Genomic DNA, 14,923 nt, shown 5'->3' on the forward strand with positions numbered 1-14,923 from the left:
TGGCTTTTAATTGCTTTTTTCTGTTAGTTAAGCGCTATACGCTCAGTAACTTTGATAATTCGTCGATTATATCGTTAACTGTTCTTACTTTTTTAAAGGCATCTGGTTCTATTTTTTGACCAGTGAACGCTTTAAGTTTAACAATGAGATCTATAGCATCAATGCTGTCTAAGTCTAAATCTTCATATAAATTTGCCGTCAATGAGATATCTTCTGGTTCAATCTCAAAATCATCGATAAATATTGTCGATAAAGTGTTGTATATTTCTTCTCTAGATTGCATTTTTAGATCCATTACTACTGATTTGTCTCAATAAACTCTGATAAGCTATTGATTGAGCTGAAATGTTTTTTCGTTTCTTCTGAATTAGCATCAATTTTTATATTGAATGTTTTCTTAATTGCTAAACCTAATTCAAGTGCGTCAATGCTATCTAAGCCAAGGCCATCAACAAACAACGCTTCATCATCTTGTATATCTTCTATACTCACATCTTCTAAATCAAGCGTTTCAATAATTAAAGCTTTGATCTTAGCTTTTAAGTCTGACATTACTTTCTAATTCCTTGTTATAAAATTGTTCAAGCTCACGTGTATATATTCTAGATAGTAAACTTATTGGAGCTTCTTCTTGTGCTTTAGGCATTGGGACTGCAGGCATCAAATTCAAATCAACTTGAAATTTTCGCACAGGTACTCGATACCACTTTTCATTTTTCGTTAATGTGGTCGGATTTATCTTTAGCTTAAAACATTGGATAGGCGATCCACACCTAATAACAATATTAGCAACACCTCGCTTAAATTTTAATGGCATATTGGGTGTTGTTCTTGTTCCTTCAGGAAAAATTATTAAGTTATTTCCTTGTGCCAATGAGTCTCGACAATCTTCAATTAATTGTTCCGCATTATCATTACTGATGTAACCTGTATTACTAAGAACACCTCTGATAAAAGGGTTTTTAAACAAGTTTGCTTTCACAATACACACTGCATTGGGTATAACTGAAATCAATAATACCACATCTATTAAAGATGGGTGATTACAAATAACTACAGTTCCTCGAAAATCACTGAGTTTTCGACGATTTTTCACGGTAAAATGAGATGTTTTTGTAAATTGCATAATACCAATAAACAACTTGGTTGCGTATTGTACTGTTTTTCTTGATTGCTGTTGTGCTGCCAGTGTGTCTTTGCAGAATACTCTTTGAAGTGGCAAAATTAAGATTGTTAGTACTAAACCACCCAGTGCAAATATAGTAAAACATAAGCCAGTTGCAAATATACGCCATAACTTATTCATTGTTTAACCTGTTAATTTTCCATTGATTAGCAACCATATCTAACTCTTGAGGTTTTGTCATATCACTTAACCATCGATAAAATGACACTGCCTGCGGAAGCTCAGTTAGGCTGTCATCTGATGTAACACTGATATTGTTATATTTCTTGATTGAAAGCCTCTGCCCAACAAAGTTATCTTTAGTTAAAATTAAGGCGACTGCATGGTCTACTTGTAACTCATCAGCATATTGTGAATAAGGGCTTGGCAGAACCTGATCACTATGTACCAAAAGTACTTGCTCGTGTTTACCCGTTTTCAATCGTATGTAAGCTTCGACTAATGCCATGAAAAAGGTATCTTTCCCTGCGGAAACCGTAGTAGATGCTTGAGTGTTTTGCGTGAAAATTGTAAAAAGGCCTGAAACGGCATTATGCACTGACAAACTAAATGCTGTTGGAGAGATATCTTCCTCCAAAGCTAAGTCATGGAGCATGGTAGAGGTTTTATGAAGATCACCATGACGCGATGAAAATACACTGACCAAAGGTTGGTTTTCATGTTTTGTTACTTCTAAAGCACAATACATGGCTAACTTAGCAAAGGGACTTAGACGTCTCCGCTGCATTGGTTTTAAATCGGCTAATTTTGGTAATTCAGCTTTACTAAAAGACCTTTCCTGATGGCCATCAAGGTTAATGACCGGATTTACAGCTTCAATAGCGACTATTTTTTTTATATTTATACAAAAATCCATATCAGAAACCGCTTTCCTAACGCCCAACATTCTTATTTGGTATGGTCATAATTGACAGTAGAATAACATCAATTTAATAGGCTTCCCATATTTCAATGGTCTAACTGATAGCTTAAGCGCTAATAATGTTAGTGTTGACTTTCAAACTGTTCATTTCCATTCAGCGAAAAAATACAATTTAACTTCTATGTCACTTTTGCATTGTTAATAAAGTGAGCAGTAAGCTTTATACGACCACCTAGCGCAAATTGGTATAAATCAGCAATTGATGTTAACACCACTCTAAACCCGCAGTTATTTGCCACAGAACTTAAATAGCTAGGAAGTGAAGTCAATAAAAAAGCCCGTAAACTATAAGCTTACGGGCTTTTCTAGGAAGCACTAGTATTTGGGCAATACGTTTACATCATGCCGCCCATTCCACCCATACCACCGCCCATGCCGCCCATATCAGGCATAGCAGGAGAAGCATCTTGTGGTGCATCGGTAATCATCGCTTCGGTAGTTAACATTAAGCCCGCAATTGATGCGGCAAATTGTAATGCGCTACGAGTTACTTTAGTCGGGTCAAGAATACCCATTTCTAACATATCGCCGTAAGTGCTATTTCCGGCATTATAACCGTAGTTACCTTTGCCATTACGTACTTCATTTAGTACTACTGATGATTCATCACCACAGTTAGCAACGATTTGACGAAGTGGTGCTTCCATCGCACGAATAGCTACGTTTATACCGTGAGTTTGATCTTCGTTAATGCCTTCTAAATCTTTAATTGCTTCAGCGACACGAACAAGGGCAACACCACCACCAGCAACTACGCCTTCTTCAACAGCAGCTCGGGTTGCATGTAATGCATCTTCAACACGGGCTTTTTTCTCTTTCATTTCAATTTCAGTGGCTGCGCCAATTTTAACTACCGCAACACCACCAGCTAACTTAGCTAAACGCTCTTGTAACTTTTCTTTATCATAATCAGAAGATGACTCTTCAATTTGACCACGAATTTGACTAACACGTGCTTTAATATCAGCATCGTCACCTATACCATCAATGATGATAGTAGTGTCTTTCGAGATAACTACACGCTTAGCTTGACCTAAATCTTCTAACGTTGCTTTTTCAAGCTCCATACCGATTTCTTCAGAAATAACAGTACCGGCAGTTAATGTCGCAACATCTTGTAGCATTGCTTTACGACGGTCACCAAAGCCAGGCGCTTTAACAGCAGCAACTTTTACAATACCGCGCATGTTATTTACTACTAATGTAGCAAGGGCTTCACCTTCAACGTCTTCAGCAATAATTAATAATGGCTTACCCGCTTTAGCAACACCTTCTAAGGTAGTTAACAATTCACGAATGTTAGATACTTTTTTATCAACTAAAAGAATGAAAGGGTTTTCTAATTCAACGCTACCGTTTTCTTGGTTGTTGATGAAGTATGGTGATAAGTAACCACGATCAAATTGCATGCCTTCAACAACGTCTAGTTCGTCTGTTAGTGCTTGACCTTCTTCAACAGTAATAACACCTTCAGCACCTACTTTATCCATCGCTGTTGCGATGATTTGACCAACAGTTTCATCTGAGTTAGCTGAAATAGTACCAACTTGCTCAATAGCCTTGTTGTCTGTACATGCTTGAGAAAGATTTTTTAACTCTGCAACTGCAGCAATAACTGCTTTGTCGATACCGCGCTTAAGATCCATTGGGTTCATACCCGCAGCGATAGATTTCAAACCTTCATTAACAATAGCTTGTGCTAAAACGGTTGCAGTAGTTGTTCCATCACCGGCTTCATCATTGGCTTTAGAAGCAACTTCTTTCACCATTTGAGCGCCCATGTTTTCAAATTTGTCTTCTAATTCAATTTCTTTAGCAACGGTAACACCATCTTTTGTGATTGTTGGACCACCAAAAGATTTATCAATTACAACATTGCGACCTTTAGGACCTAAAGTTACTTTTACCGCGTCGGCTAATACATTTACACCACGTAGCATTTTTGCTCGTGCGTCATTACCAAATAATACGTCTTTTGAAGCCATGTTATTTATTCCTATAATTTTTATTTGTTTATCAAAATAATTAATTTCAAATCTATGCATCCAAGCAGCATTTTAATATGCTAGTTCGCTCAAGAGCAAAGAAGAAGCACGGAGCTGACGCTAGTCAGTGAGTACTTCTGATGCCGCTATTGTGTGAACTAGCGACATAAAAATTCCTGCGACTATTCTACGATTGCTAAAATGTCAGCTTCACTTAAAATAAGCACTTCTTCACCATCAATTTTTTCAGTTTTTAAACCGTAGCCTTCTGAAAAGATAATTTGGTCACCGACTTTAACGTCTAAAGCACGTACTTCACCGTTTTCTAATACGCGGCCATTACCCACAGCAATAACTTCACCACGAGTAGATTTCTCAGCTGCACTACCAGTTAAAACAATGCCACCGGCTGATTTTGATTCAACTTCTTTACGTTTTATAATTACACGGTCATGTAATGGACGAATGCTCATTTATTTTCTCCTGAGGGTGTTCAATTAGTAGATTAATTAACAGAGTTAATTTGTTGTTACTAGAAGTGGGGATGAAATTAATATTCACAAGCCCACTGATTATTTTTTTATTCTTTACGGGTGTATTCACCTTCAATCGTTTCACTATGATGTTGAGGTATAACTTTGTTATCTGGGTTTGGTGTGTGAGAAAAGTCTTCATTTTCATAGGTATTTCCCGTGTGAAAACTTGCACCTGCACTATTTCCTGTAACATGGGGGTTAACTTTAATATGCTTTTGTACGCTAGCTGCAATCACTTGACGAACACTAGGTATCAGTAATGACAAACCCAAAATATCAGTAACAAAGCCAGGGGTAACTAATAATACCCCGGCAACTAATAGCATGAGTCCAGTAACAATCTCACTCGACGGCATTTCACCTTGTGCCATTTTAGCTTGTACCGATTGCAGTGTTGCTAAACCTTGCTGGCGAACATATTTTGCACCGATCCAAGCACTCAAAATAACAATACCAATAGTTGGCCACATTCCGAGTAACTCACCGACTTGCATTAGCACGCTAATTTCAATAATAGGGATAATAATAAAAAGTACAAATAACACACGAAACATAATGATTCCTTATTTTCTATGAAACTTATATTGGGGTTCACGGGTCTTTTTCAAGGTGTGTATCGCCCTAAGCAAAAATGCACTATTAAATACTAGTATTGTTAAGTTATTTTTAAGAGAATACCAGTAACTTACATAATACCTGTTCCACTTGAAGATGCATGATTCAGCTGGAATTAGAAACGCCTTTAGGCAAGGCATTGATTGAGGAGAATGGTTATTCCCTTCTCAAAATCAATAACGCAGCATAAAGCGTTTCTAAACCAGCCCCTTGGGGAAGGCTGAGCAAATCATACTCTGCGTTACATTTCTTTTTAAGGACGCTACATGGATGTAGCTTATTAGAGAATGCAGGAGCATATTCTCCTGAATAACCCTTAAACAAAAAATGTGCCTTGATTATGAATTGCTCAGACTTCCTGAAACGAGCATCTTCGAGTGGAGCAGGCATATATTAGGAATAAAAAATTGTTTCAATTAGTACTCTCGACTTGTCCAAATAAAGATGTGGCGCATAATATTGCTCAGCACTTAGTAACAGAAAAGTTAGCTGCTTGTGTCAACATTATACCCGAGGTAACTTCTGTTTACATTTGGCAGGCTGAACTACAGTGCGATGATGAAGTACAATTGTTAATTAAAACAGATAGCGCTAAATTTAAGCGATTAAATGCGCGAATAAATGAATTACATCCTTATGATGTAGTAGAAGTTATTGCCTTGAACATCCAGCAAGGTGATACGCATTACTTAAACTGGATAACAGAGTCGTTGAAGTAAAATAAATGAAAAAATTATCTTTGTTTTTGAACTTGATTGTTGGTCTACTTTTGACCTTGGTAACCTTATTGCCAACAATCAGCCATGCCCAACAATCTATTTTTGATACTTCAAGTTCATCTTTATTTAGTAATGATGATGAATTTTTGAAAGTAGACCAAGCTTTTTCTTTTAATTTTGATCAACAAAACGACCAGTTACATGTCAATTTCGACATTAGTGAAGGGTATTACCTTTATCGTCATCAATTTAAGTTTACCGCCAACAATGCCAGTTATTCAACTATTGATTTGCCAACAGGGTTAGATCATGAAGATGAATTTTTTGGTGTTCAACAAATCTATAAAGAACAGCTAAATTTCACGATAAATATTGAACAGGCAAACGAAGACGCCAGTATTACTATTCGTTATCAAGGATGTGCAGATAAAGGCCTTTGCTATCCGCCAACCAAAAAAGTAATAGCACTAGATAGTGTGCTCACACCTAATGATGCTACAGCTGTATTTTCAGCCCTTACTAAAGTAAATGATAGTGCTACATTGGCTGAACAAAAATCTAAAAATATTGAGCAAGTAACATCAAGTAGTGAGCAACATCAACTCGCAGACATGTTAAAACAAGGCAGCTTAATATTAACGTTAATCGCTTTTTTTGTCGGTGGCTTATTGTTGTCTTTTACGCCATGTGTTTTCCCTATGTACCCAATTTTAACAGGGATTATTGTTGGTCAAGGTAAGGCGCTGACAACTAAAAAGGCGTTCACTTTATCTTTCTTCTATGTACAAGGGATGGCTGTAACGTATACATTGCTCGGAATTGTCGTCGCGTTGGCGGGGGCACAATTTCAAGCTATTTTTCAACATCCCTTTGTATTAATTGCACTAAGCATATTATTTATCTTTCTAGCGCTTTCTATGTTTGGTATTTTCAATTTAGCATTACCTACTAGCTGGCAAAATAAATTGAATAACATAAGTAATAAACAAAAAGGTGGCTCTATTGCTGGCGTAGTAATGATGGGTGTTATTTCTGGATTAGTGGCCTCTCCTTGCACAACAGCACCACTGACTGGAGCTTTATTATATATATCTCAAACCGGAGATGTTGTATTAGGCGCATCAGCATTATACGCATTAAGTTTGGGTATGGGATTACCGCTGCTAATACTGGGAAGTTCTGGCGGAAAATTACTACCTAAAGCTGGTGCTTGGATGAATGTTATCAAAAATATTTTTGGATTACTGTTACTGGCTGTGCCGATATTTTTACTTGAACGCTTTATCCCTGAAATGGCCAGCCAAGCATTATGGGCACTGCTCTTATTAAGTGCTGCAAGTTATTTTTATGTGACTAATATTAACGCTAACAATAGAGGCTTCTGGTTTGGTGCTCGTTCATTAGCTATATTCTTAATGTTATTTGTTGGCGCAAATATGGCGTATCAACTTATTGTACCTAAGCACAATTTACCTGCTGTGGAATCAAACACCACTCAAAAAGTACAACATTTTACGCAAGTGAAAACATTAGATGAATTACAAACGGCCATTACTCAAGCCAATGAACAAGGAAAAACAGTCATGCTCGATTTGTATGCTGACTGGTGTATAGCTTGTAAAGAATTTGAAAAATATACATTTTCTGATAGTAAGGTACAAAAATCTTTAGCTAACTCGGTGTTATTACAAATAGATTTAACAGATACTGGTACTAAGAAAAATATTGAGTTAATGGAGCATTTCAATGTTTTTGGTTTACCTTCTATTTTGTTCTTTAATTTACAAGGTGAAGAATTAAGCCAGCAACGTATAACTGGCTTTATGGGGGCTAATGAATTTAGTGCTCATGTGAAGATTATCTTTAACTAATTTATTGATAATTAACTACCATGACTCTATTCATTCTGAGCTTGCCCACTTGTCCTGAGCTAGTCGAAGGAAGCAGTAGTAATAGCCTGCTTTTCTACTTGGGTTTTCCAGTAGCCACCTTGAATATGAGTGTGAATAAAATCAAATAATTCCACTTCAGGGATGGGTTTTGAAAAATAATAACCCTGAATAATATCGCAATCATTTTCAGATAAACTACGTAATTGTGCTGCTGTTTCAACCCCTTCAGCAATAACAGTTAACTCTAAGTTTTTCACCATAGCAATAGTTGACATAATAATTTGGTAATCAGCATGGTTCTCTAACATACCAAAGACAAAGCTTTGATCAATTTTAATTACATCTATTGGCATTTTCTTTATATAAGCCAGCGAAGAATAACCGGTACCAAAATCATCAATAGCGAAGGTAAAGCCCATACTTTTTAATTCATCCATCATGGCAATGGTACGATCAATGTCTTTAACCAACGTTTGTTCTGTTAACTCTAACTCAAATGTTTGTGCCGGTAGTGAATATTGTATGAGTAAACTGTGTAGATATTTTGGTAGGTTGACATCAATAAATTGCCCTGCTGATAAGTTTATTGACATTCTAGAGTCTGTTAATCCTTGCTTTTTAATCGCTACGGCTAATTCAAAGCAACGATTAATAATCCAATAACCTAACTCAATCATATGCTGAGAGTTTTCTAAAATTGGAATGAAATCATCTGGTGAAATCATACCTCGCTCGGGATGGTGCCAACGAAGTAATGCTTCAAAACCATACACTTTTTTATCTTTTGCACATAACTGAGGTTGTAAACTTAAACTAAATTGTTTTTTAGCAAGTGCTTGGCGCACTTCAGCTTCAAGCATAACTCTGCGTGCAACCCGTTGATACATTTCTTGATGATAAACATAATATTGACCACCGCCATTATCTTTAGCTTCATACATAGCAATGTCAGCATGAGAAATGAGATCTTCAGCTTTTTCATCAGCCAATTCAGTATAAGCAATGCCAATACTGGTTGACACATAAAAAATACTCGACCCCAGCCTAATTGGCTCTTTAAATTGCGCAAGCAATATGTCAGCAACATTTACTGCATCATTCACCGAGGTTAAATTGCCAAGTACAACAACAAACTCATCACCGCCAAAGCGACAGGCTAAATCCATTCGGCCAACACTCAAGCGAACTCGGTCAGCCGCTTGAATTAAGAGTTTATCTCCTTCACCATGGCCATTACTATCGTTCACTTTTTTAAAATCATCTAAATCTAAAAATAATACCGCCACGCCGTATCCATGACGACCAATATTAGCGAGAGATTTACGCAATTGATAATTCAGCATATTACGATTGGGCAAGCCTGTTAGCAAATCGTACATGGCTATATTTTCTAATTCTTTAGTTTTTTGCTCAACCTCTATATTTAACTGCTCTAACTCATAACTTAGATCTAATGCAGAATTAGTTAATACATCAAGTTCATCAGCAAACAAAACATGCCTTTTCAATTTTATTTGCCGAAACTGATCAAATTTTTTGTTCGATAAAAGCGGAAGTGCGCCAGACAAGCGTAACAGGCGTTTGGTAAACGGGCGAGCAACAAAATATACAAAAAAACCTAAAACAAAAAATATACCCGCAAGAGAAATTAAAAACTGCTGTCGATACTTAACATTCTTATTTTTAAACGCTGTAACATCATCTATTAAGGTTAAGTAAAATGCTCGTTGATTATTATTTGCTAAAGGTAATAAGTTAATTAAGTAGCTAAGCTCTGCTATATCACTTTGCAAGCCTTGCTCAAGCATGGCGCTTAAACTAGCTTGTTGATTAAGATGCAGAAGTTTTTGAGTAAGCGCCATATCTGATGCTGAGATGATTTTTGCATTAGTGTTAATTCCATCACTTTGCACAGCAAAGCTAACTATGGCTACATCACTATTTAATGAAGTTTTCATTGCATACAGCATATCAATGAGTGAGGCGCTCACGGTAATAACAACCTCGTCACCTTGATTATTTAGTAACGGTAGGCTCAATAATAATTGACAGCTACTTTGACAATAAATTTGATGACTCGGCTGTTGTAGTTTAAATACTTGCGCAATATTATCTTGAGCCACGGTGGGAATTTCTGAGGTAGAAAAAAGTACCTGATTAGTATCATCTACCAACCACACATTCTCAACATTCAAATTAAGCTGTAATCCATCGATTTGTTTAGCTAGTTGCTGTGCAAAAATAGTGAAGTCATTCTGCTGAGAAAGTTGTGTGATCTCAGAAAAAGACTCTAACCAAACATTTAACTTAGAACGTAAAATATCGCCATGTAAAGCAAACTGAGCCTGACCTTGATCTAAAGTCCTCTCTTGAAATTGCTGATAATCTTCTTGCAGCCGTGATAATGATAAAATAGAAAACCCTATAGCTAATAACAATAAGGCGGAAACAATTAGCATCAACAACTTGATTGGCACGCTAATGAATGTTTTTGCCATCAGTAACTTCCTTATTTAAAACCAATACATTAATTGCGCAGTCCACAATTGCCAATTTTTACTGTCATTAACTCGTGGGTTAGGTAAAACAACAGGGGTTAAACGCGCTGCTCCTTGAAACCAATGATATTCTAACCTCAAACTAATATCACTTGAAAAATCATATGATATACCTACGGTTGTATCTCGGTGATAACCAAAATAAGCAGGAACAAGACCACCGGTTGATTCTTCTAACGTTTTACCGTCTTTATCATTTTTATCATTATAGAAACGCTCATAACGAGCCAGCAAAGTTAACTTTTTATTGACCTTATAGCGTGACTGCACGTACAGGCCCTGCCAAATTGGTGAGCTATAGAACTGTGGATTATAGAATCCTTTAGTACTAAACTTATTTTGGTGTATTTCTCCACTAAACTCCCATTTTTCACCTTCATATAACGCATTTATGGTGTAAAACTGAAAATAAAAATCGCCATCGACAAAAAAATCAACATTATTATTTGTCCTATAGCTAAAAGCAGCGTCTAAGAGTGATAGACCAAACCGCCAAGATGAAAAAGCTGGCTGCCAATAGATACTAGCTGATGCATCATATTCTTGCTTAAACTTTCCTTGGGCAAGTTTGCTCAAAACAATTTCGGCTTGTTCATCTGATATTGGCGAGGTGCCGTAGCTTAAACTAAAGTCAAAATTACCATAATCATCATCACTCCGACTGATTTTTATTGCAATACCGTCACTGCCAACGGCAATATCTCTAAAACCGTCAAAATAAACAGATTGTGGCAAAATAATACTTGGACGAGCAAAAGGGATATCTCTAGTGCTTGAATATAACCAATGATTATTTTTAAATCGGCCTAAATATACATTTGCTTGCCAGTTATCGCTGTCGTAAACGGACCAATCAAGTAAAGCATAATCAATACGTACACCTTTAGCATATCGATTACCGCCATCTAGATAAACCACTTGCCCGGTTAATCTTAGTGTAGAACTGAGCTGATAAGAGCCATTTAGGCCTAACTCTGTTAATTCGGCAGACAGGCCTCCATCATCATTGACAAAGTTACTCCCATCAACATCAATAAGTCCTTGAGAGATAAAACCATGCAACTGAAAATTTTGCTCTGATGCTATGGAATTAGTAGAAAAAAAATAAAATATAGCTATCAACAAAAGTGGTTTTTTTATAAGCATATTTTCCATCCTAGCTTTTAACTTCAATAACATAAAAACCTTTCTTATCCTTCAGTTTTTCAACATAACCTATTGCCCCAGGCGTTCTTCTAACTGCATCAATAAGTGCTGCTGGTGATGTAACCGTAATTGGTGCTACACCAAGACCCGAATATGTTAACTTATTCCATATTCGGTCAAGCTGATAAGGGTACATTTCTAAACGCTCCTTGCTAAATTGTAAATGCAGTACGTGGTGTCTAGGTAACACAAAAACGGTGATCCGTTGAGCATCCGACCATTGTGTTTGCCGCATTGTATAGATACGGCGCAATTGCGACGTTGTTAAAGTGGATTCACTTACAGACGGATTTACAACAACGTCAACAGCAAAAACTGATACGCTAATACAGCCTAGAAATACAATTAAGCATAAAGAGTAAATGGTTTTGATAATACGGTCCTTGCTATACCAATTATTATTTGGGGGGATTTAATAGGATTGGTATTAGCTACAAGAAAAATTAAAACAATTAAAAACACCTTCTTACTAAAAGGTTAAATAAAGAATAATATTTTCAGTAAGGTATCAGAAGTTACCTACCCGTTACAACTATTAGTTGCTGCTAACAATAAATAGAAGCAACAAATCTCATTCATTACATCTACTTAGATAATCATTTGAAATACAACAAAAAACTTTTTAATTTTAAATTATATTGCCAACCATTCAAAAAAGGTAACCCTTTTAAAACAACACCTTAAAAAAAACAAAAATGCTAATAATAAGTACAATCAACAATTAGAAAAAAACCAATTATTCATAACACCAAACAGATAAGACCAGTATTTTGCTGCTATATTCTTCGAAAACACGATAATAATCGCCTAAATCAGAAAAATAGCTTTTTTTAGTTCACTCTGGCATTATTTTATGTAATCATTATTAGTGAATTTATTTTATAGGTGTTTTTGACGAAGATGACTACAAAGTTCAAAATTTTAGTGTTAAATGGTCCAAATTTAAACATGTTAGGTAAGCGTGAGCCTGAAATCTATGGCGCGCAAACATTAGATGAGATAATTAGCCAATTAACACAACAAGCACAAACAGAAGAAATTGAGCTATCACATGTGCAATCAAATGCTGAACATGAATTGATTAATACGATTCATCAAGCATTTCATAAAATAGATTTCATCATTATAAACCCTGCGGCTTTTACTCACACCAGTGTAGCGCTTCGAGATGCGTTGTTAGCCGTAGATATTCCGTTTATTGAGGTGCACTTATCTAATGTGCACGCAAGGGAAAAATTTAGACAACATTCCTATTTGTCCGATGTTGCAAACGGCGTTATATGTGGATTAGGTGCAAAAGGCTATAGCTATGCACTTGAATCAGCAAAAGAATATTTAGAAAAAAACAGATAACGAGTTATGAGTGCCGAGCCACAAACAACTATGTAAGTGAAACTCGAAACTCAAAATATATTTATATTTATATTAAGGTATTACAATGGATATTCGCAAGATAAAAAAACTTATCGAGTTAGTAGAAGAGTCAGGAATAAACGAATTAGAAATTTCTGAAGGTGAAGAGTCTGTACGAATTTGCCGTGGCGCTCCTTTGGTTGCTGCGCCAATAATGCAAGCAGCGCCAATTGCTGCTACGGCTGCTGCTCCACTTACTGCTCCAGTAACTACTGAAGCGGCCGCACCAGAACAAACAGGTCACATAGTTCGCTCTCCAATGGTAGGCACTTTTTACGCTTCAACTTCTCCTGATGCACCATCATTCACCGAAATTGGCAAGCATGTCAATGCTGGTGATACATTATGTATTATTGAAGCCATGAAAATGATGAACCAAATTGAAGCAGATAAATCCGGTGTTATCAAAGAAATTTTAGCGCAAAATGAAGATGCTATTGAATTTGATCAACCGCTATTCATCATTGAATAAGCCCAACCTAAAAGGGTCATTCCATGTTAGATAAAGTTGTTATCGCCAACCGTGGCGAAATTGCCTTAAGAATATTACGCGCTTGTAAAGAGCTTGGTATCAAAACCGTTGCTGTACATTCAACCGCCGATAAAAACTTAAAGCATGTACTATTAGCCGATGAAACCATCTGTATTGGTAAAGCTTCAGCACTTGATAGTTATTTAAATGCACCAGCAATAATCACAGCGGCAGAAGTCACTAATGCTGTCGCTATTCACCCTGGTTATGGCTTTTTAGCCGAAAATGCTGATTTTGCTGAACAAGTAGAAAAATCAGGCTTTGCCTTTATTGGTCCAAAAGCCGAAAGTATAAGAATAATGGGTGACAAAGTTGCTGCCATTCGAGCAATGAAAGTAGCTGGCGTACCTTGTGTACCAGGTTCAGACGGCCCATTAACGGATGATGAAGTAGCAAACAAAGCCCATGCTAAACGCATTGGTTACCCTGTTATCGTTAAAGCTGCAGGTGGCGGTGGTGGTCGTGGTATGCGCGTTGTGCGTACTGAAGAAGAATTAGTAGACTCTATTGCGTTAACCAAGAAAGAAGCAGGCACTATTTTCAAAAATGACATGGTTTACATGGAAAAATTTCTTGAAAATCCACGTCATGTTGAAATTCAAATAATGGCTGACGGACAAGGTGCAGCAATCCACTTAGGTGAGCGTGATTGTTCAATGCAACGTCGCCATCAAAAAGTAGTAGAAGAAGCACCTGCCCCAGGTATTACGCCTGAAATGCGAGCAAAAATTGGTGAACGTTGTTGTAATGCTTGTATTGAAATTAATTATCGTGGTGCCGGTACTTTTGAATTCTTATATGAAAACGGTGAATTCTATTTCATTGAAATGAACACCCGTATTCAAGTTGAACATCCCGTATCAGAGATGATCACAGGTGTAGACTTAATCAAAGAACAACTACGTGTAGCTGCAGGACAACCTTTATCTTACACCCAAGATGATATTAAAATTGCAGGTCACTCAATTGAATGTCGTATTAATGCTGAAGATCCACGTACTTTTATTCCTTCACCGGGTAAAATAACACGCTTTCATCCGCCAGGTGGTTTAGGCGTTCGTTGGGATTCTCACATCTATGCTGATTATTCTGTACCACCACATTATGACTCAATGGTTGGTAAATTAATCACTTGGGGTGATAACCGTGACGTAGCGATTGCCCGTATGCGCAATGCATTATCAGAACTAGTTATTGATGGCATCAAAACCAACATTACTTTGCATCAAGACATTTTAAATGATCAAGGTTTCGTTAATGGTGGTGCCAATATTCACTACCTAGAGAAAAAATTGGCTGCATCTGAGTAGACTATACGCCAGTATTAAACTATATAAAAGCTCTGCATTTGCAGAGCTT

General features: G+C 36.8%; 15 protein-coding genes. 5 read left to right on the forward strand and 10 right to left on the reverse strand.

Features of this window, described 5'->3' with window-relative positions:
* Positions 1-34: 34 nt before the first annotated feature.
* From DWA31_RS05220 to DWA31_RS05250, 7 genes are all read right to left on the reverse strand, one after another.
* On the reverse strand, positions 35-283 hold the full coding sequence (locus DWA31_RS05220; protein ID WP_114325630.1) for an acyl carrier protein: 249 nt from the start codon (positions 281-283) through the stop codon (positions 35-37).
* A gap of 14 nt (positions 284-297) precedes the next feature.
* Positions 298-552, reverse strand: a complete 255-nt coding sequence (locus DWA31_RS05225) for a phosphopantetheine-binding protein (RefSeq protein WP_114325592.1) — start codon at positions 550-552, stop codon at positions 298-300.
* A complete protein-coding gene (locus tag DWA31_RS05230; protein WP_114325593.1) occupies positions 533-1,306 on the reverse strand; it encodes a lysophospholipid acyltransferase family protein in 774 nt (257 codons plus the stop codon). Before DWA31_RS05230 ends, DWA31_RS05225 begins: the two co-directional genes overlap by 20 nt.
* A complete protein-coding gene (locus tag DWA31_RS05235; RefSeq protein ID WP_114325594.1) occupies positions 1,299-2,042 on the reverse strand; it encodes a beta-ketoacyl synthase chain length factor in 744 nt (247 codons plus the stop codon). The genes DWA31_RS05230 and DWA31_RS05235 overlap by 8 nt, the downstream gene beginning before the upstream one ends.
* A 401-nt stretch (positions 2,043-2,443) precedes the next feature.
* Entirely contained in the window at positions 2,444-4,093 is a 1,650-nt protein-coding gene (gene groL / locus DWA31_RS05240) for a chaperonin GroEL (protein WP_114325595.1), read from the reverse strand.
* Between the two features lie 182 nt (positions 4,094-4,275).
* The gene (locus DWA31_RS05245) at positions 4,276-4,566 is read right to left on the reverse strand and encodes a co-chaperone GroES (protein WP_114325596.1); all 291 of its coding nucleotides are present in this window, start codon (positions 4,564-4,566) and stop codon (positions 4,276-4,278) included.
* A gap of 107 nt (positions 4,567-4,673) precedes the next feature.
* On the reverse strand, positions 4,674-5,183 hold the full coding sequence (locus DWA31_RS05250) for an FxsA family protein (RefSeq protein ID WP_114325597.1): 510 nt from the start codon (positions 5,181-5,183) through the stop codon (positions 4,674-4,676).
* Positions 5,184-5,651: 468 nt separating this feature from the next.
* Between DWA31_RS05250 and cutA the strand changes: the two genes are divergently transcribed.
* Both cutA and DWA31_RS05265 read left to right on the forward strand, forming a co-directional pair.
* On the forward strand, positions 5,652-5,963 hold the full coding sequence (gene cutA / locus DWA31_RS05260; protein WP_114325599.1) for a divalent-cation tolerance protein CutA: 312 nt from the start codon (positions 5,652-5,654) through the stop codon (positions 5,961-5,963).
* Positions 5,964-5,989: 26 nt separating this feature from the next.
* On the forward strand, positions 5,990-7,834 hold the full coding sequence (locus tag DWA31_RS05265) for a protein-disulfide reductase DsbD (protein ID WP_425451861.1): 1,845 nt from the start codon (positions 5,990-5,992) through the stop codon (positions 7,832-7,834).
* Positions 7,835-7,893: 59 nt separating this feature from the next.
* Here DWA31_RS05265 and DWA31_RS05270 read toward each other — a convergent pair whose 3' ends face one another.
* The 3 genes from DWA31_RS05270 to DWA31_RS05280 are packed head-to-tail and all read right to left on the reverse strand — an operon-like array spanning position 7,894 to position 11,854.
* Entirely contained in the window at positions 7,894-10,353 is a 2,460-nt protein-coding gene (locus DWA31_RS05270; RefSeq protein ID WP_114325601.1) for a putative bifunctional diguanylate cyclase/phosphodiesterase, read from the reverse strand.
* A gap of 15 nt (positions 10,354-10,368) precedes the next feature.
* Positions 10,369-11,559 carry a hypothetical protein gene (locus DWA31_RS05275; RefSeq protein WP_210725550.1) on the reverse strand — a complete coding sequence of 397 codons (1,191 nt, stop codon included), beginning with the start codon at positions 11,557-11,559 and terminating at the stop codon, positions 10,369-10,371.
* 10 nt (positions 11,560-11,569) lie between these two features.
* Positions 11,570-11,854, reverse strand: a complete 285-nt coding sequence (locus tag DWA31_RS05280; protein ID WP_245942496.1) for a hypothetical protein — start codon at positions 11,852-11,854, stop codon at positions 11,570-11,572.
* A gap of 665 nt (positions 11,855-12,519) precedes the next feature.
* Here DWA31_RS05280 and aroQ point away from each other — a divergent pair.
* The 3 genes from aroQ to accC all read left to right on the forward strand — a co-directional run bounded on the left by aroQ (position 12,520) and on the right by accC (position 14,874).
* Positions 12,520-12,972 carry a type II 3-dehydroquinate dehydratase gene (gene aroQ, locus DWA31_RS05285; RefSeq protein WP_114325603.1) on the forward strand — a complete coding sequence of 151 codons (453 nt, stop codon included), beginning with the start codon at positions 12,520-12,522 and terminating at the stop codon, positions 12,970-12,972.
* An 85-nt stretch (positions 12,973-13,057) separates the two neighbouring features.
* Entirely contained in the window at positions 13,058-13,504 is a 447-nt protein-coding gene (accB, locus tag DWA31_RS05290) for an acetyl-CoA carboxylase biotin carboxyl carrier protein (protein WP_114325604.1), read from the forward strand.
* Positions 13,505-13,527: 23 nt separating this feature from the next.
* The gene (gene accC, locus DWA31_RS05295) at positions 13,528-14,874 is read left to right on the forward strand and encodes an acetyl-CoA carboxylase biotin carboxylase subunit (protein ID WP_114325605.1); all 1,347 of its coding nucleotides are present in this window, start codon (positions 13,528-13,530) and stop codon (positions 14,872-14,874) included.
* Positions 14,875-14,923 lie beyond the last annotated feature (49 nt).

Origin of the sequence: Candidatus Colwellia aromaticivorans (genome assembly GCF_003333305.1) — a bacterium.
GTDB classification, from domain to species: domain Bacteria; phylum Pseudomonadota; class Gammaproteobacteria; order Enterobacterales; family Alteromonadaceae; genus Colwellia; species Colwellia aromaticivorans.

Coding starts and splice junctions, on each gene's coding strand:
- groL (WP_114325595.1), bottom strand. CDS start 4,093: ATGGCTTCAAAAGACGTATTATTTGGTAATGACGCACGAGCAAAAATG.
- DWA31_RS05230 (WP_114325593.1), bottom strand. CDS start 1,306: ATGAATAAGTTATGGCGTATATTTGCAACTGGCTTATGTTTTACTATA.
- aroQ (WP_114325603.1), top strand. CDS start 12,520: ATGACTACAAAGTTCAAAATTTTAGTGTTAAATGGTCCAAATTTAAAC.
- accC (WP_114325605.1), top strand. CDS start 13,528: ATGTTAGATAAAGTTGTTATCGCCAACCGTGGCGAAATTGCCTTAAGA.
- DWA31_RS05250 (WP_114325597.1), bottom strand. CDS start 5,183: ATGTTTCGTGTGTTATTTGTACTTTTTATTATTATCCCTATTATTGAA.
- DWA31_RS05245 (WP_114325596.1), bottom strand. CDS start 4,566: ATGAGCATTCGTCCATTACATGACCGTGTAATTATAAAACGTAAAGAA.
- DWA31_RS05270 (WP_114325601.1), bottom strand. CDS start 10,353: ATGGCAAAAACATTCATTAGCGTGCCAATCAAGTTGTTGATGCTAATT.
- DWA31_RS05280 (WP_245942496.1), bottom strand. CDS start 11,854: ATGCGGCAAACACAATGGTCGGATGCTCAACGGATCACCGTTTTTGTG.
- accB (WP_114325604.1), top strand. CDS start 13,058: ATGGATATTCGCAAGATAAAAAAACTTATCGAGTTAGTAGAAGAGTCA.
- DWA31_RS05225 (WP_114325592.1), bottom strand. CDS start 552: ATGTCAGACTTAAAAGCTAAGATCAAAGCTTTAATTATTGAAACGCTT.
- DWA31_RS05220 (WP_114325630.1), bottom strand. CDS start 283: ATGCAATCTAGAGAAGAAATATACAACACTTTATCGACAATATTTATC.
- DWA31_RS05235 (WP_114325594.1), bottom strand. CDS start 2,042: ATGGATTTTTGTATAAATATAAAAAAAATAGTCGCTATTGAAGCTGTA.
- DWA31_RS05275 (WP_210725550.1), bottom strand. CDS start 11,559: ATGCTTATAAAAAAACCACTTTTGTTGATAGCTATATTTTATTTTTTT.